We start from the raw sequence: 16,672 nt of genomic DNA, 5'->3' as shown, positions 1-16,672 counted from the left end.
TGCCGTCGCCGTGGCGCGGTCCAGCCCACCTCTCGCGGGGAACAGTAGGAGCACTATGAACGAGTCTGCGTCGGTAGCACCTGTGGACGGGAGCACGGCCGCGGTACGGAGTGCTCTCACCGAGCATCGCGCACCCGACCGCCTCGTGGTGGCGCGAGGTCTCTTCACGGGACCGACCACCCGGGTCAAGGACGACCTGTACGCCAGGATCGTCAAGGGCCGCGCCCACCGCGAGCGCTACGTCGTGCACCTCGAGAAGGGCGCGACGGTCGACACCGACACCTACTTCGGCCGGTTCGCGGCCAGCTACTACCAGCGCTGGACCACGGTCACCGACGTCACGGTCGGGTTCCACCACGAGGCCGACGGGCGCGCCGTGGTGGCGCTGCGCGGCTCCGATTCGGGCGGCAACTCCCGCATCCTCGCGACGACGGACATCGACGGCTCGGGCACGGCGACGCTGTCCACGAAGCTGGACGCCTACCTCGACGGCGGCTCCCTGTGGGTCGAGTTCACCGCCGTCGACGGCCCCCTCGCCGTGAGTGAACTGGAGTGGACCGTCGCCGCGCCGTCGGTGATCCGTCCCGCCGCGATCGCGATCTGCACGTTCAACCGCGCCGACGACTGCGCCGAGACCGTCGCCGCCATCGCGAACGACTCGACGATGTCGTCCGGCATCGACGCCGTGTACGTGGTCGACCAGGGCAGCGACCACGTGTCGGACCGGGAGAAGTTCACCGAGGTCGCCGAGATCCTGGGCGACAAGCTCGTCTACCTGCGGCAGCCGAACCTCGGCGGGGCCGGCGGATTCACCCGCGGCATGTACGAGGTGTCGGGCATCAACGAGCACGCCAACCTGATCCTGATGGACGACGACATCCTGTGCGAGCCGGAGTCGATCCTGCGGATGAACGCATTCGCCAACGTCACCACGGAGCCGACGCTCGTCGGCGCGCAGATGCTGTACCTGATGAACCCGGAGCACCTGCACGTCAGCGCGGAGGAAGCGGACCTGTCGAAGCTGAAGGCGGGCCGCTGGGCGGCCGGGTCGCGGCACGACATCAATCTGCTCAAGAAGAAGCAGCACAAGCGCGTCGACGCCGGCTACAACGCGTGGTGGTCGTGCCTGATCCCCGCCGAGGTGGTCGCGCAGATCGGGCTTCCGCTGCCGATGTTCTTCCAGTGGGACGACATCGAGTACGGCATCCGCGCCCGCGCGGCCGGGTTCGTCACCGTCACGCTGCCCAATGCCGGTGTGTGGCACGCGGACTTCCACTGGAAGGACCGCGACGACTGGGCCAAGTACTTCAGCATCCGCAACTCGCTGATCGCTGCCGCGCTGCACAGTGACTTCGACGCCAAGTCGTTGAGCACGCGGATGGCGCGGGAGATCACCCAGTATCTCGTGTCGATGCAGTACGGGCTGGCGTACACCATGATTCGTGGTATCGAGGACTTCCTCGAGGGCCCGAAGGTGCTCGAGGACGGCGGTCAGGCCGTGCTGGCGTCGATCCGGGAGGAGCGCAAGCGGTTCCCCGAGACCGTCAAGCATCCCGCGACGAACATTCCCGGTGTCCGCAACTCCGACCTCGTCACCCGGTACGCCGGTTTCGAGCCGGACAAGAGCAAGATCGACCTCGTCCTCGCCAAGCGGGCCGCGTACCAGTGGCTCGGCCGCACCCAGCACGGTGTCGCGAGTATCCCTGTGGCCGAGGCGCACTGGTGGCACGTGTCGCTGTTCGACACCGCCGTCATCACCGACGCCTCCCAGTCCGGGGTGCGGGTGCGCCGCCGCGACAAGGAGACGGCCCGTGAGCTCACGGCCCGGACCGCGAAGCTGATGAAGCGGTTCCGCGAGGACGCGGCGTCGACGCAGCGCCAGTACCGGGACGCGTTGCCGCAGCTCACCAGCCGGGAGAACTGGGCTCGCCTGTACGGTAAGTGACGTTGGCCGGACCGTTGCAGGCCCGCGATATACGTGGGCTGCTCCGGGATTCGTTCCTCGTCTTCGCTGTCGGTGTGGTGCTCGGCGCGGCGTGGAGTTGGCGTCCGTCGTTCTGGTACGACGAGGTCGCGACGCTGTATTCGAGTCAGCGGTCCCGGCCCGACCTGTCGAATCTGCTCGGCCACATCGACGCCGTGCACGGGCTGTACTACGTCGGGATGCATTACTGGTTCGCGGTGTTCGGTGCCTCGGAGTTCTCGGCGCGGTTCCCGAGCGCCCTGGCCGTGGGCGCGGCGGGCGCAGGGGTGGTGGTGCTCGGTGCGCTGATTTCGACCAGGCGGGTGGCGGTGCTGTCCGGGATCCTGTTCGTGATCCTGCCAAGCGTCACGTGGGCTGCCGCGGAGGCCCGCGGGTACGCGGCCACAGCTGCCGCCGCGGTCTGGCTGACCGTGATTCTCCTTGCGGCACTGAGGTTCCGGCGCTGGTGGCTGTGGGCGCTGTACGCTGCCGGCCTGGCAGTGTCGATCGTGTTGTTCGTCTACCTGATCACCCTCGTTCCCGCGCACCTGCTGACGATCCTGCTGCTGCGCGAGGCCCGGCGGTCCTGGCTCGGATGGCCGACGGCCACGGCCGCGGGGGCGGTGGTCGCGGCGCCGTTCGTGGCGCTGGTGCGCCGGGAATCCGTCCAGGTGGCGTGGATCCCGCCGCTCGACGACCATCTGCCGCGGGCCGTCGCCGAGTACCAGTGGTTCGTCGGCGCACCGTGGTTCGCGGTGCTGTTCGCCGTCCTGGTGGTGGCCGGGTTCGTGGCGCTGGTGCGCGGTCACCGGCTGCCCCCGGTGCTGTCCGTCGCACTGCCGTGGATCGCGGTGCCGATGGCGGCGCTGCTCGCGTATTCGCTCCTGCGCAGCCCGGTGTATCTCCCGCGGTACTTCACGTTCACGACGCCCGCGGTGGCCCTCGCCGGCGGACTCTGCCTCGCTGCCCTGACCCGGAAGTGGTGGCAGTCCGCCGCGGTGCTCGCTGTGTTCGCGGTGGCCGCATCGCCGAGTTATCTTCAGCAGCGCGAGCAGTGGGCGAAACCCAGCGGCATGGACTTCAGCACCGTCAACGGTTTCGCCGTGGAACACCTCCGCCCCGGCGACTGCGTGCTGTTCGACAAACCGGCGTGGAACCCCACGTCACTGCGACTCGTGAAGAACGTGCGGCCGGAGGCATTCGACGGCACCCGCGACATCGGGCTCGGAATCACGGCCGCGAGCAGGGGGTCGCTGTGGGACGACGAACTCGCCGTCCCCGACGTCGCGGGCGCGCTCGACTCGTGCTCCGTGGTCTGGTTCTTCACCGACTACGAACGCGACACCGAGCGCATCATCCGGCACACGTCCAACGAGGTGTGGACGCTGCCGCCGTTCCACTTCGAGACCACCGAGGCGTTCGCCGCGCTCGCGCGGTCCGGACTGCGGATCGACGAACGCGCGACGTTCAACGTCACGCAGGCGGTGAAGCTGGTGCGGTGATCCGCGCGACCACCTGCTCGTGGTTCGCGGTGTAGCTCAGGTACTCGAAGCCGATGCCGGTGCGGTCGACGAACTCCGTCCACGCCAGGTACTCGTGCTCCTGCCAGCCCGGGAAGTTGAAGAACTCGTCGAACACGATCACCGTGCCCGCGACCAGCCGATGTTCGAGCCGGTCGAGCACCGACTTCGTGGACGAGTACAGGTCGGCGTCGAGGTGCACGAACGACACCGGTCCCGGGTGCTTCTCGAGGAAGCCCGCCAGCGTGTCCTCGAAGAGTCCGGGCACCAACTGCGCGCCCCGCACCTGCGGCAGTTTCTCCTGCGCGAACTCCCCGGCCGGGAATCCGGTGCGCCACGTCTGCGGCAGACCGGAGAACACGTCGAACCCGAACACCTCGTGCTCGGCGTCCTTCAACTGTTCGACGATGATCCGGAGCGTGGTGCCCGACGCCACCCCGAACTCGAGGGCCAGCCCCTCGACCTCCACCTGCGACAGTCCGTAGCGTAGCGTGTCCTGCGGATTCCAGAACACGGGCGCCTTCGGCATGTGTTCGAGCACGAACGCCGCGGCCTCCTTCGTGGCCCGCACGTCCAGCGCCTGCGTGATGTCGCGGCGCGCCTGCTGCTCGAGTTCGCCGAGCCGCTGCTGGACGTCGGAGATCTCCATGCGGGCATCGGACAGCTCGGACAGCACCCGCGCGAGTTCCTGATTGGTCGCGCTCAGCTCGGCCAGGGTCTGGTCGTGCTGGTTCTCGACGAGCTCGCGGGACCGCCGATCCGATTCGGCTACCACCTCGGACATGGCACGTTGAAGCTTGAGACGGGCCTTTCTCCGAAGATCGAACATATACCCATGTTGCCAGTCCGCATCCCGGCTCACCGCTCGAACCGGGATGCGGTTCGGACCCGTGTCAGTGACCGCGACTGCGGTACATCTGCCGTTGCCAGCGGGCGATGCTCTTCCACTCGCGTTCGCGCTCGGCCCGCAGTCTCGCGTCGGTGCGCGACGCGATCCACCCGTTCTCGCGAATCAGTTTGCGGTAGCTGGCAAGCCTGCGCTCGGGCAGTTCGCCGCGCTCCACCGCATCGAGCACCGCGCAACCGGGTTCGGTCCCGTGCGAGCAGTCCGCGAACCGGCACCGCGCCGCGAACTCCTCGATCTCGGGAAACGTCTTGTCGATGCCCTCGGCGGCGTCCCACATGCCGACACCCCGCAGTCCCGGCGTGTCGATCAGGGCGCCCCCGTAGGGCAGCGGCAGGAGTTCACGGTGCGCCGTCGTGTGACGTCCCTTGTGGTCGCCCTCGCGGACGCGTCCGGTGGCGAGCACGTCCTCGGCGAGCAACGCGTTCGCGAGCGTCGACTTGCCCGCGCCGGACGGTCCGATGAGCGCGACCGTCCCGTCGATCACGGCGGTGAGGACGTCGATGCCGTCGCCGGTGTCGGCGCTCACCGCGAGCACGGTCGCACCCGGCGCCACCGCTGCCACCTCCGCGGTCGCGAGGGAAACATCCTGCACGGTATCGGATTTGGTGAGCACGACCACCGGCTGGGCGCCGCTCTCCCACGCCAGGGCCAGCAGGCGTTCGATGCGTCCGAGATCGAGGGCGGTGTCGAGTGCCGCGGCGATCACCACCGTGTCGACGTTGGCCGCGAGGAGCTGGCCCTCCGACCGGCCGGACGCGGACGACCGGACGATCGCGCTGCGCCGGGGGAGCAGGTCGGCGACGGCGATCTCGTCGCCGTGACGGTGAAGCGTCACCCAGTCGCCGGTGCAGAGCGGGTGCTCGCCGGCGAGTGCGCGGACGATGCCCGCAGGCGCGGCGACGTCGCAGCGACCGCGGTCCACGCGGATCACCCGCCCGGGTTCGCGACCGTCGGCCGGATAGTTGTCGAAGGTATCGGAAAGTGTGTCGTTCCAGCCGTAGGGCAGGAGTTGTCCAGGGTCGAACATGGTGGGTGTGATCCTCGGGTCGATGAGTGCCGACCGGACCACTGCACGGGTTCGGTCAGGCGAGAGGGAAGGGGGAGTGGACGCACACGGCGTCGACCGACGAGACAGTCATCGAACACTCACTCCTTCGCAACACATCGGGATCTTTTCGACCGGAACCCCACGATGCTCCCACCCGGCGGAACCCGGGCGCAACCGAATTACGGCCGCTCGAACCGCTCCTGACGGCCCAGCTTCCGCAACCGCATCCACTCACGCAGACCCTGCGGATCGCGCCGCGTGACGAGGAAATACCACCCGAACCGCACCCACTCCTGCGGCAGCAGCTTCCGCATGCCCGGCTGGGACAACAGATAGCCGCGATTGCGGTACGTGAAGAACCGTTTCGTCTCGTTGTCCGGGTACTGCGTGTGCATCCGGCCGCCGAGGATCGGCTTGAACTCCTCCGCGCCGTTCGGGTGCACGTACGCCGTCTGCAGGCAGGTGCCGAACGGCAGCCCCGACCGCACCAGCCGGCGATGCACCTCCACCTCGTCGCCGCGGACGAACAGGCGCAGGTCGGGAACGCCGACCGTATCGATCGCCGACGCGCGGAACAGAGCGCCGTTGAACAGCGACGCGATACCGGGCAGCAGGTCGGCGGAGTCGTCGCCGTCGGCGAACAGTTCGGAACGCAGCCGTCGCCACTCCACACCGCGGCGCAGGGGGAACGCGAGACGGTCGGGGTCGTCGATGTCGCAGACCACGGGGGAGACCTCGGCCAGGCCGTGCCGCTGCGCGCAGTCGAGCAGCGTCTCCAGGACCTTCGGTCCCTCGGGCCGTCCGTCGTCGTCGGCGAGCCACACCCAGTCGGCGCCGAGCGAGAGGGCGTACAGGATCCCCAGCGCGAAACCGCCGGCCCCGCCCAGATTGTGCTGCGAACCGAGGTAGCTCGTGGGGATCCCGGATGATTCGACGAGCTCACGCACGTCGTCCTCGGCGGCGTTGTCCACGACCACCAGATGATCCAGCGGACGCGTCTGCGAGCCGAGGACCTTCAGCGATTCCGCCAGCAGTTCGCGGCGCTTGTGGGTGACGACGACACCGACGATCCGCTCGGCAGCAGCGCTCACGCGGACTCCGCCTCGGCTTCCGCGGCCGTGCGAACGGGACGCTCGTTCGATCTGTCGCTACGGGCGTCCCGTTCGGCCGAAGCGGTGATCCCGGACTTCTCCCGGTCCAACTCGTAGATGACGTGCCGGACGTGGTCGGCGGCGTCGTCACCCTCGTACGCGCGGACGACGTCCTCGATGCCACCCTGCTGCCGGATCCGACCGTGGTCGATCCACATGGCCGTGTCGCAGAGCTGGGCGAGGAACTCGTTGGAGTGGCTGGCGAACACCAGGATGCCGGAGCGCTCCACCAGCGCCTGCAGACGCACGCGCGCCTTCTTCATGAACTCCGCGTCGACGGCGCCGATGCCCTCGTCGAGCAGCAGGATCTCCGGGTCGATGCTGGTGACCACACCCATCGCTACGCGCACGCGCATACCGGTGGAGTACGTGCGCAGCGGCATCGACAGGTACTCGCCCAGCTCGGTGAAGTCGGCGATCTCGTCCATCTTCGCGAGCATCTGCTTGCGGGTCTGCCCGAGGAACAGTCCGCGGATGATGATGTTTTCGTAGCCGGAGATCTCGGGGTCCATGCCCACGCCGAGGTCGAAGACCGGGGCCACGCGGCCGCGGATGCTTGCGCTGCCGCGGGTGGGTTCGTAGATGCCGGACAGCAGCCGCAGCAGCGTCGACTTGCCTGCGCCGTTGTGGCCGACCAGGCCGATCCGGTCGCCTTCCTTCAGCGACAGGTTGATGTCGCGCAGGGCCTCGACCACCACGACGTCCGAATTGTTGCGCCCGATGGATCCGCCGGCCTTGCCGAGGAACGCCTTCTTCAGCGACCGGGACTTGGCGTCGAAGATCGGGAAGTCGACGCAGGCGTCCCGCGTCTCGATACTCACGTGTTCTGTCATTGATCAGACCCCTAAACCCAGTAGGGCACACGGGCCCGGTACTTGCGAAGCGCGAGGATGGCGGCGGTCCATCCGACGACGGTGATGGTCAGCACGATGTACCAGTGGTACGCCTGCTGGTCCTGACCGATCATGGGGGCGCGCACGATGTCGAGGTAGTGGAACAGCGGGTTCAGCTCGGCGAGCTTGACGCGCTCGGCGGCCTGCCCGCCCTGCGCCTCGAGGCTCTGCGTCGTCCACATGATCGGGGTCAGCACGAACAGCAGCAGCGTCATGCTGCCCAGGATCGGCGCGATGTCCCGGTACCGGGTGGAGAAGATGCCGAACATGATCGACACCCACGCCGCGTTGACGACGATCAGCGCGATCGCCGGGATCGCGGCCAGCGACATCCAGGTCAGGTGCCGCCACACCCCGAACGCGAACAGCATGATGACGTAGATCACGAGGTTGTGGGCGAACAGCAGCAGTTGCCGCCACACCAGTCGGTAGACGTGGACGCTCAGCGCCGACGGCAGCTGTTTGATCAGCCCCTCGTTGGCGATGAACACCTCGGATCCCTCGAGGATGCTCGCGCTGATCAGGTTCCAGACGATCAGACCCACGGTGACGTACGGCAGGAACTCGTCCAGCGGGATGTCCAGCAGGGCGGAGTACAGGATGCCCATCGCCGCGGCCTGCACACCGGTCGCGATCGTGATCCAGAACGGGCCGATCACCGACCGGCGGTAACGCTGCTTGATGTCCTGCCAGCCGAGGCTCAGCCACAGCTCGCGCTGAGCGAAGCCGTCCCTGAGGTCCTTGAACGCGCGACGGAAGGTCTGCGAATCGGACGTCGGGAGCGGGCCGCCTGCGGCCTCGGTTTCGATAGCGGATGCTGACACGGGCACCGAGCCTACCGGGAGTCGAGTTCCATGCTGTTTCGCCCGTTGCTACAGGTACTGGCCGGTACCGCTCGACTGCGACCCCGGATCGTTGTTGTGCGCCCCGTGCGGGTTGCCCATGCTGATGCCCGGAGGCAGGGCTCCCTGACGCATCTGCTCGAGCTGCGAGCGGGCCGCCATCTGCTGGGCGAACAGGGCCGTCTGGATGCCGTGGAACAGTCCTTCGAGCCACCCCACCAGCTGCGCCTGCGCGATGCGGAGTTCGGCGTCGGTGGGGACGGTGTCGTCGGTGAAGGGCAGCGTGAGGCGTTCGAGTTCGTCGCGCAGCTCGGCGGCGAGGCCCTGCTCGAGCTCGCGGATCGACGACTTGTGGATCTCCTTCAACCGGTTGCGGCTGGCATCGTCGAGCGGTGCCGCGCGCACCTCCTCGAGGAGCTGCTTGATCATGGTTCCGATGCGCATGACCTTGGCCGGCTGCTCCACCATGTCGGCCACCGACTCCGTGCCGTTCCCGTTCTCGACCCCCGCAGTTTCGGAGCCGTCGGGCTTGGCCGCGGCCTCGGCGACGGGGATGGCCATGGGCTGACCGTCGGGGCCGATCACGACGACGTGTTCATTCTCCGAGTTCGTCATGCCTCCATCTTGTCTGTTCCCGGTCGGCAGTGCGAAGGTGCGTCCGATTTGGGCCGTTCCATCTTTGTTGCACTCCACAACAATCGATGGCTGGCTTCGACCGTATTGACTTGGGGTCTTAGAGTGTCGGGCATGGCTTACGACGTTGCCCGCGTTCGGGGACTCATCCCCTCACTCGGCGACGGTTGGATCCATCTCGATCCGCAGGCCGGCATGCAGATTCCGGACGCGGTGTCGCGCACTGTCTCCACGGCCTTCCGGGCGTCTGCCTCTTCGTCGACCGGGCGACATGTGTCCAGCCGGCGCAGTGCGGCGGTACTCGATGCGGCCCGAGCAGCCGTCGCCGACCTGGTCGGAGGCGATCCCGCCGGGGTCGTCCTCGGACCCGACCGATCCGTTCTCCTCGCCTGGCTGGCGGAGTCGCTGAGCACGCGACTCGGCCTCGGAACCGGGCTGGTGCTCTCCCGCCTCGACGAGGAAGCGAACGTCGCGCCCTGGCTCAGAGTCGCCAGCCGCTACGGCGCCCAGGTGCGGTGGGCGGAGGTCGAGATCGAGACGTGCGAACTCCCCAGCTGGCAGTTCCAGGACCTCATCACCACCACGACGCGTCTCGTCGCACTCACCGCCGCCTCCCCGATCGTCGGCTCGGCGCCCGACGTCCGCGTCGCCTCGGACCGCGTCCACGAAGTCGGTGGACTGATGGTCGTCGACGCGATCGGCGCCGCCCCCTACGCGCACGTCGACATCAACGAACTCGGAGCGGACGTCGTCGCCGTCGGTGCCACCTCCTGGGGTGGACCGCAGGTCGGGGCACTCGTCTTCCGCGACCCGACCCTCCTCGACCGCATCCCCGCCGTGTCGCTCAATCCGTACGCGCGGGGTGTCGAACGTCTCGAGGTCGGGGTGCACCAGTTCGCGCTCCTCGCCGGCCTCACCACGTCGATCGACTTCCTGGCGAATCTCGACGAGTCGGCTACCGGTTCCCGGCGTCAGAAGCTCGAGGCGTCCATCAGCTCGCTGCAGAACTACCAGGACACCCTGTTCGACCACCTCATGTCGTCGCTGAAGCGGCTTCCGCAGGTCATGGTCATCGGGCGCTCGCCCAGCCGGGTTCCGGCGCTCAGCTTCACCGTCGCCGGAGTGTCGGCCGACAAGGTGGCGTCGCACCTCGCCGACAAGCGCATCGCCACCGTCAGCGGCGTCCACGGCGGCTCTCGGCTGCTCGATGCACTGGGCGTCAACGACGAGGGCGGCGCCGTCACCATCGGTCTCGCGCCGTACACCACCCGCCACGAGATCGACCAGCTCGTGAAGGAGCTCGCCACCCTGGGCTGAGCAGACTCGCCGCCCTGCTGCGCCCGATGTGACATCGGTTCCGCCCAAGTGGACGAATGTCACATCGGGCGACGACGACAGCCGGGCAGACCGTCAGTTCCGCGGGATCGTCAGGATCACCTTGCCGACGGTGTCCGCCGAGTCCAGCAGTTCGTGCCCGCGCGGCGCCTCGGTGATGGGCAGTTCCGCCGAGACGATGGGATGGACCGCGCCCTCCGCGATGAGCGGCCACAGCCGCTTGCGGACGTCGGCGACGATGTCGGCCTTGCCCTCGTGTCCCGACTCGGCCCGCCCCCGCAGTCCGGCCGCCGTCACGTGGCCGCGCTTGGACAGCAACTTGCCGAGGTCCAGTTCGCCCTTGCGGCCGCCCTGCATGCCGATGACGACGAGCCTGCCGTCGGCGGCGAGCACGTCGACGTTGCGGTCGAGGTACGAGCCGCCCATGTTGTCGAGGATCACATCGGCGCCGTGTCGGTCGGTCGCCTTGCGGATCTCGTCGACGAAATCGGCTTCGCGGTAGTTGACGAGGATGTCGGCGCCGAGTTCGCGGCAGCGCGCCAGCTTCTCCTCGGAGCCGGCGGTGACGGCCACGCGGGCCCCCAGCGCGACGCCCACCTGAATGGCGTGCGTGCCGATGCCGCCGCCACCGCCGTGCACCAGCAGCACGTCGCCGCGGGACAGTCCGGCGCCCATCACGACGTTCGACCACACCGTGCACGCGACCTCCGGCAGTGATGCGGCGACGAGCAGGTCCACCCCTTCGGGGAGCGGGAGAAGCTGCGACGCGGGGACAGCCACCTTCTCCGCGTATCCGCCGCCGGCCAGCAGCGCGCACACCTGGTCGCCGACGGACCACCCCGACACTCCCTCGCCGAGTTCGGCGATCGTGCCGGAACATTCGAGCCCGAGGACGTCGCTGGCTCCGGGCGGTGGGGGATAGAACCCCTGACGCTGCAACAGGTCGGCGCGGTTGACGGCCGTCGCGGCTACGTCGAGGAGGACGTGACCGGGTGGAAGTTCCGGGTCCGGCTGCTCCGCCCACTTCATGACTTCGGGGCCGCCCGGTTGATCGATCGTGATCGCATACATGGGGACGACGCTAGCGAAATGCGTCGGCGCCCGGTGGCGGTGAGCGATCACAGCGGCGCGTTCGGCGTTTCCGGGGACCGCACGCTACTGGAAAGTAATGTCTCACTACTAGACTGTGAACCTGTGACAGCAGAAACCTCCGACGCCGAAGCCGCGACCAACTGGTTGACCCCGGCCGAGATGCGCGCCTGGCGCGGTTACATGGACGGCAATCAGCGGCTGATGGACGTCCTCAACCGGGATCTGCAGGAGAAACACGATCTCTCCCTCGCGGACTACCGCATTCTGGTGCTGCTGTCCGAGTCGCCGGACGGTTCGCTGCGCATGAGCGACCTCGCGGACGGCGTCCTCTCCTCCCGCAGCCGCCTCACCCACCAGATCCGGCGGATGGAATCGCAGGGCATGGTCACCCGCGACACCTGCCTCGAGGACGGCCGCGGAGTGCTCGCCGTCATCACCGACGAAGGCCGCGCCCGGCTGGCCGAAGCGGCCCCCACCCATGTGGCCGGGGTGCGCAGCAACCTCGTCGATCTGCTCACCAAGGCTCAGCTCAAGGTTCTCGCCGAAGTGTTCGAACGCGTCGACAAGGCGATCGGCGACCGCTGACCGGTTGCCCGCCGGCGCCTCCGTACCGATAAGATCGCCCACGGAAGCGTGGCAGAGCGGCCGAATGCACTCGCCTTGAAAGCGAGCGTCGTGAAAGCGACCGGGGGTTCAAATCCCTCCGCTTCCGCCAACGACCGGCAGCCCTGATCTGGTTTCTTTCCAGGTCAGGGCTGTTGTCGTATCTCTACCTCTTCCGGGGTTTCGGCTGCTTCGGCGGCAGTGCGCCGATCTCGGCGATCGCGCGTTCCACCCACGGTGTGGCGCGGTCGGGGGTGCCACGCCACCGATCCGGCAGGGCGAGATACTCGCGCAGCGGCTTTTCTCCCGGACCGAACGGGCCGACGCCGTCCGACGACGCCAGCTCGTCCTTCGCCTGCTCGGTGAGGAACCTCAGCCCGACTTTCGGTCCGAGGAGCCCGGCAAACATGTTGCCGTTGACGAACGCGCCCAGGTTGCCGAACATCGGCTTCACCTCGACACCGGGGGTGTCGGGAATCAGCGATCGGAAGAACTGTTTGTCCTCCTCGGAGGGTTTGGGCATCTTCACGGCCTACTGATCCTGACGTTCCTCGGGCGTCATGATGCTGAAGATCGCGCCCTGCGGGTCGGTGACAGCGGCCATGCGGCCGACGGTGGGGATGTCCATCGCTTCTTCGACGATCGTGCCGCCGAGTTCGACGACCTTCGCAGCACTGGCGTCGACGTCCTCGACCGCGAAGTACACCCGCCAGTGGTTCGGCGTGCCGGGCGTCATCGGCTCACCGCATCCACCGACCTGATCGTCGCCGACCTCCAACAGCGTGTAGGTGTACTCCGGTCCCATCGGCATCTTCGACGAGGTGATCCCGAAGACGCTGTTGTAAAACGCGAGCGCCTTGTCGACGTCGCCGGTGTTCAGTTCGTTCCACAGGCATGTGCCCGGGTCGCCGACGAGGGTGGCGCCGATGTGCTTGTTCGCCTGCCACAGTCCGACGGCCGCCCCGGTGGGGTCGGTGACGAACGACATGCGGCCGGCTTCCCCCACGTCGAACGCCGGCATCAGAACCTGACCGCCTGCGCCGGGGACCTTCGCGACCGTCTCGTCGACGTCGTCGACTGCGATGTAGGTGTTCCAATTCGCCGGCGCCCCGGCTGCGGCCGCGTCGGGTTGTAGTGGCGCAATCGCGGCCACGTTCTCGCCGCGCACGGTGGCCATCGAATAGACGGGGCCCTCGGGCATCGGCCGGTCGTCGTACTCCCAGCCGAGCAGTTCCGAATAGAACTTCTTGGCCGCGTCCTGATCGCTGGTTTGGAGGTCTACCCAGCTCGGTGTTCCCTGGGCGTATTCCGACTTGGTGGGCATGACTGGACCTTTCCGTGTGAGGTGTCAGGCCGCCGGGACGGGGTGGCGGCCGGTGTAGGCGATGAGCCGGGTGACCGCGTCGCTGGTGTGCGGGGCGGGTACGGGGTCGTCGAATCCGACGACCTTCCTGCCTTCGGGCGTGATGATCTTGTGTGTCAGCGACAGCACGTATTCGGCGAGAGGCTCGGATACCGCCACCTCAACTCCGGTCGCTGCCGCGAAATCCCAGGCGTGAACGAGGAATTCGATGGAGAGGATCCCGGTGGCGACAGTGGCGGGGATGTCGTTCGGCCCGATCGTCACCGTGCCGTCCAGGCCGCGACTCCGCCACGCCTCCAGTGCAGGTTGGGCGAGGTCGGCGATTCTGGCCTCGACGGGTTTGCCGGGGTCGTCGTCGAACGTCGCGCCCGCCGCGCCACCGAGAGCCGTGATCGAACCGACGAGATGATCGGCGAGCTGCGAGACGGTGAACTCGGTGCACGCCGTCTGCTTGGACATGTCCTCGGCCGTGACGTCGCGCAGGACACGTTGCACGACCGCCAATGTCGCCTCCGCACTGGACAGTTCGTCGAGCGGATCGGGTACGGCCGCCCAGTCGTCGGGTCCGGCGTCGCTCTTCTGCGCGGCGGCGACGAGACGGTCGAGGTAGTGGTTCCAGCCCTCCGCGTGGCGGACGGCCTGTTCGTCGGTGAGCCCGTCGTGCACGAGTCGCACCTCGGTCCCGCCTGCGGTGGGGGTCAGGGTCACCGTCACGGTGGACGCTCCCGGCGGGAGTTCGTCGTCGCCTTCCCATCCCCACGTGTACACCACCCGCTTGCCGGGCACGATCTCGCGGAAGGTGCCCGCGGCCGAATGTCCGGGAACGACGGTCCACCGGTACTCGCCACCTGCCTGCAGGTCGACGCGGGCCGCGACGGTCTGCCATCGCCGCAAGCGTTCCGGTCGGGTGACGAGGTCGAACGTGGCGTCCGGGTCCAGCGGGACGACGACGGTCTTGTCGAATGGCATCAGCTGTCTCCTTTGGAAGCTGCTTCGTCGGTGGCGTCCGCGACGAGGCGGTCGAGTTCGTCGATCCAGAAGGAGTCGAACAACATGCGGAGTTGCGCGAGTCCCTGCGGGTCGAGCCGGTAGTACCTGAAGCGTCCGTCCTTGCGAGCAGTGACCAGCCCGGCCTCGGTGAGCACCCGGAGATGTTGCGAGATCGCCGACCGGCTCGCGGGGAAGTGTGCGGCGAGGTTGTTGACGGTCTGTTCACCTGATGTCAGCAGTTGCATGAGGCGTCTCCGGGTGGGCTCAGCTGCGACTTCCAACTGATCGAGCACGATCCATACGTTAGTCGTGACTAACACGTTGTGCAATGGGTCTCGCCGCAGCGGTCGTGAGGTGGGAGAATTCATAGCGACGAGGGAGTGAGAAATGACAACGTCAAGCCCCTGGCCCACGATTCACGACGAACGCCGCGCACTGGTGGACGACCTCGAACCGCTGACCGATACACAGTGGTCGACGCCGTCGCTCTGCGAGCGGTGGACTGTGCGGGACGTGTTCGCGCACATGACGGCGACGGAGAAGATGACGCCGCCGAAGTTCGTCGGAAAACTCGTCGGGTCGGGATTTCGGATCAACACCATGTTCGACAAGGACATCGCACACGAAGAGGAAGGAACACCGGCGGAGTCGCTCGACGAGTTCCGGGCGCACATGAGTGACTCCACGCATCCGCCCGGCCCGATCGACGCCATGCTGGGCGAGATGATCGTCCACGCCGAGGACATCCGCCGACCGCTCGGCATCGCACACGAGTACCCGATGGACGCGGTCGTCCGCGTCGCCGACTTCTACAAGAACTCGAACCTGCTGATCGGGTCGAAGTCCCGGGTCGCGGGACTGACGCTGCGGGCAACCGACACCGACTGGACCACCGGATCGGGGCCCGAGGTCTCCGGCCCGATGCTGGCGCTCGTGCTGGCGATGACGGGTCGCCGCGCCGCCCTCGACGAACTCGGCGGCGACGGTCTCGACCAGCTGAAGTCCGCCCTGCCCAAGTAACGGTCCGGCATCCACAGCCGCACCCCTCCCGCGCCGTATCCGGGCGCGAGAAGGGGTGCGGCTGTGTGAAACGGGTGCCCCTGCCGAGGTCGGATGAGCCGGGACAACCGATCGAAATCCCTGCTCACAGGGTTGGGCGCACCCAACGGTCGAGCGCCTCCCCCCGGCCGCGAACTGTGGTGACTACAACGTGATCACGCTGGAGCACACAGCTGTCACAAAACCTCTAAGCTCTTGTTGACCGGACGCATTTTGTACTGTGCAATCGGGGTCCACACAGTCCGGGGAAGAGGGATTTCTTTATGCGTCGCGAAGCAATGGCTGCCGTCGGTCTGGCAGTGTCACTGACCCTCATGGGGCCGGCGTTCACTGCTGTGGCCGACCCGGCACCTGCTCCGGTCGCGCCTCAGGGAGGTGGCGTCGCGAGCGTCGACAAGATCGTCCCGCTCACCGGCACCCGCAGTGCCGTCTTCATCAATTCCCCCGCCATGGGCCGCGTCGTGCAGGTGCAGGTGCTGCATCCCGCCGGCGGCGGGTCGAGGCCGTCGCTGTACCTGCTCGACGGGGTCAGCGCGGGGGCCGAGTCGGACTTCCGGGAGAGCACCTGGACGCAGAAGACGGACGTGGTCCAGTTCTTCGCCGACAAGAAGGTCAACGTGGTGCTGCCGGTGGGCGGCACCGCCAGCTACTACACCGACTGGCAGGCGCCCGACCCCACGCTCGGTGTCAACAAGTGGGAGACGTTCCTGGCCAACGAACTCCCGCCGATCATCGACAAGAACTTCAGCGGCAACGGCGTCAACGCCGTCGCGGGTGTGTCGATGGGCGCGATGGGCGCCGCCAACCTCGTCACCAGGCATCCGCAGCTCTACCGCGGACTCGCCGCCTACAGCGGATGCCTCGACAACTCCCAGCCCAGCTCGCGGGACTCGGTGCGGGGCACGGTGGCGTTCAAGGGCGGGAACCCGGCCAACATGTGGGGTCCCGACACCGATCCGGCCTGGACCGCTCACGACCCCTCGGTGAACGCCGAAGCCCTGCGCGGCAAGCAGATCTACATCTCGACGGGCAGCGGGCTCCCCGGACCGTACGAGATCAGCGGTGACATCGCGTCCACGATCGCGGTGGGCGGACCCCTCGAGGCGGCGGCGAACGTCTGCACGCAGACGTTCCAGCAGCGCATGACCCAGCTCGCGATCCCGGCGACGTTCGTCTACCGCCCCGTCGGCACGCATTCGTGGCCGTACTGGCAGGACGAACTGCGCACCTCGTGGCCCGTCCTGAAGAGCGCGCTCGGCGTCTGATCGGCGTC

At 67.7% G+C, this 16,672-nt stretch carries 17 protein-coding genes and 1 tRNA gene; 7 read left to right on the top strand and 11 right to left on the bottom strand.

What is annotated here, in order from left to right:
* The first annotated feature begins 55 nt into the window (after nucleotides 1–55).
* A complete protein-coding gene (locus ACFVJ3_RS04130) occupies nucleotides 56–1,945 on the top strand; it encodes a glycosyltransferase (RefSeq protein WP_378450842.1) in 1,890 nt (629 codons plus the stop codon).
* Nucleotides 1,942–3,465, top strand: coding sequence for a glycosyltransferase family 39 protein (locus ACFVJ3_RS04125; protein ID WP_378450841.1), 1,524 nt, complete (start codon nucleotides 1,942–1,944; stop codon nucleotides 3,463–3,465). Before ACFVJ3_RS04130 ends, ACFVJ3_RS04125 begins: the two co-directional genes overlap by 4 nt.
* Here ACFVJ3_RS04125 and ACFVJ3_RS04120 read toward each other — a convergent pair.
* The 6 genes from ACFVJ3_RS04120 to ACFVJ3_RS04095 all read right to left on the bottom strand — a co-directional run bounded on the left by ACFVJ3_RS04120 (nucleotide 3,437) and on the right by ACFVJ3_RS04095 (nucleotide 8,939).
* Nucleotides 3,437–4,312: a class I SAM-dependent methyltransferase gene (locus ACFVJ3_RS04120; protein WP_378450840.1), complete on the bottom strand. Its 876-nt coding sequence runs from the start codon at nucleotides 4,310–4,312 to the stop codon at nucleotides 3,437–3,439. The two genes, ACFVJ3_RS04125 and ACFVJ3_RS04120, sit on opposite strands and share 29 nt — an antisense overlap.
* Nucleotides 4,313–4,376: 64 nt before the next feature.
* The gene (gene rsgA, locus ACFVJ3_RS04115) at nucleotides 4,377–5,417 is read right to left on the bottom strand and encodes a ribosome small subunit-dependent GTPase A (RefSeq protein ID WP_378450839.1); all 1,041 of its coding nucleotides are present in this window, start codon (nucleotides 5,415–5,417) and stop codon (nucleotides 4,377–4,379) included.
* A gap of 200 nt (nucleotides 5,418–5,617) precedes the next feature.
* A complete protein-coding gene (locus ACFVJ3_RS04110; protein WP_037228110.1) occupies nucleotides 5,618–6,529 on the bottom strand; it encodes a glycosyltransferase in 912 nt (303 codons plus the stop codon).
* On the bottom strand, nucleotides 6,526–7,422 hold the full coding sequence (locus ACFVJ3_RS04105) for an ABC transporter ATP-binding protein (protein WP_378450838.1): 897 nt from the start codon (nucleotides 7,420–7,422) through the stop codon (nucleotides 6,526–6,528). Before ACFVJ3_RS04105 ends, ACFVJ3_RS04110 begins: the two co-directional genes overlap by 4 nt.
* Nucleotides 7,423–7,433: 11 nt before the next feature.
* On the bottom strand, nucleotides 7,434–8,306 hold the full coding sequence (locus tag ACFVJ3_RS04100) for an ABC transporter permease (protein WP_378450837.1): 873 nt from the start codon (nucleotides 8,304–8,306) through the stop codon (nucleotides 7,434–7,436).
* A 48-nt stretch (nucleotides 8,307–8,354) separates the two neighbouring features.
* A complete protein-coding gene (locus tag ACFVJ3_RS04095; protein WP_378450836.1) occupies nucleotides 8,355–8,939 on the bottom strand; it encodes a bacterial proteasome activator family protein in 585 nt (194 codons plus the stop codon).
* A gap of 132 nt (nucleotides 8,940–9,071) precedes the next feature.
* Between ACFVJ3_RS04095 and ACFVJ3_RS04090 the strand changes: the two genes are divergently transcribed.
* Nucleotides 9,072–10,274 (top strand): cysteine desulfurase-like protein, encoded by a 1,203-nt coding sequence (locus ACFVJ3_RS04090; protein ID WP_378450835.1) that lies wholly within the window; start codon nucleotides 9,072–9,074, stop codon nucleotides 10,272–10,274.
* Between the two features lie 93 nt (nucleotides 10,275–10,367).
* Here ACFVJ3_RS04090 and ACFVJ3_RS04085 read toward each other — a convergent pair whose 3' ends face one another.
* Entirely contained in the window at nucleotides 10,368–11,363 is a 996-nt protein-coding gene (locus ACFVJ3_RS04085) for an NAD(P)H-quinone oxidoreductase (RefSeq protein WP_378450834.1), read from the bottom strand.
* Between the two features lie 123 nt (nucleotides 11,364–11,486).
* Between ACFVJ3_RS04085 and ACFVJ3_RS04080 the strand changes: the two genes are divergently transcribed.
* Both ACFVJ3_RS04080 and ACFVJ3_RS04075 read left to right on the top strand, forming a co-directional pair.
* Complete coding sequence (locus tag ACFVJ3_RS04080) at nucleotides 11,487–11,969, top strand: MarR family winged helix-turn-helix transcriptional regulator (protein WP_378450833.1); 483 nt, start codon at nucleotides 11,487–11,489, stop codon at nucleotides 11,967–11,969.
* Between the two features lie 42 nt (nucleotides 11,970–12,011).
* A tRNA-Ser gene (locus ACFVJ3_RS04075) sits at nucleotides 12,012–12,099 on the top strand.
* Between the two features lie 54 nt (nucleotides 12,100–12,153).
* Here ACFVJ3_RS04075 and ACFVJ3_RS04070 read toward each other — a convergent pair.
* Genes ACFVJ3_RS04070 through ACFVJ3_RS04055 form a run of 4 tightly spaced genes read right to left on the bottom strand, consistent with a single transcriptional unit; the run spans nucleotide 12,154 to nucleotide 14,633 of the window.
* On the bottom strand, nucleotides 12,154–12,516 hold the full coding sequence (locus ACFVJ3_RS04070; protein ID WP_378450832.1) for a TfoX/Sxy family protein: 363 nt from the start codon (nucleotides 12,514–12,516) through the stop codon (nucleotides 12,154–12,156).
* Between the two features lie 3 nt (nucleotides 12,517–12,519).
* Nucleotides 12,520–13,311: a VOC family protein gene (locus ACFVJ3_RS04065; RefSeq protein WP_378450831.1), complete on the bottom strand. Its 792-nt coding sequence runs from the start codon at nucleotides 13,309–13,311 to the stop codon at nucleotides 12,520–12,522.
* 24 nt (nucleotides 13,312–13,335) lie between these two features.
* On the bottom strand, nucleotides 13,336–14,319 hold the full coding sequence (locus ACFVJ3_RS04060; RefSeq protein ID WP_378450830.1) for a TIGR03086 family metal-binding protein: 984 nt from the start codon (nucleotides 14,317–14,319) through the stop codon (nucleotides 13,336–13,338).
* Nucleotides 14,319–14,633: an ArsR/SmtB family transcription factor gene (locus ACFVJ3_RS04055; RefSeq protein WP_378450829.1), complete on the bottom strand. Its 315-nt coding sequence runs from the start codon at nucleotides 14,631–14,633 to the stop codon at nucleotides 14,319–14,321. Before ACFVJ3_RS04055 ends, ACFVJ3_RS04060 begins: the two co-directional genes overlap by 1 nt.
* Before the next feature lie 94 nt (nucleotides 14,634–14,727).
* Here ACFVJ3_RS04055 and ACFVJ3_RS04050 point away from each other — a divergent pair, with 94 nt between their 5' ends.
* Nucleotides 14,728–15,360 (top strand): maleylpyruvate isomerase family mycothiol-dependent enzyme, encoded by a 633-nt coding sequence (locus tag ACFVJ3_RS04050; protein WP_378450828.1) that lies wholly within the window; start codon nucleotides 14,728–14,730, stop codon nucleotides 15,358–15,360.
* A 302-nt stretch (nucleotides 15,361–15,662) separates the two neighbouring features.
* Nucleotides 15,663–16,664, top strand: coding sequence for an alpha/beta hydrolase (locus tag ACFVJ3_RS04045; protein ID WP_378450827.1), 1,002 nt, complete (start codon nucleotides 15,663–15,665; stop codon nucleotides 16,662–16,664).
* Nucleotides 16,665–16,672: the final 8 nt, after the last annotated feature.

Origin of the sequence: Rhodococcus sp. NPDC127593 (assembly GCF_042671975.1) — a bacterium.
Lineage (GTDB): Bacteria > Actinomycetota > Actinomycetes > Mycobacteriales > Mycobacteriaceae > Rhodococcus_F.
The sequence above is the reverse complement of the archived record's forward strand: the minus strand, read 5'-3'. Positions and strand labels throughout refer to the sequence as shown.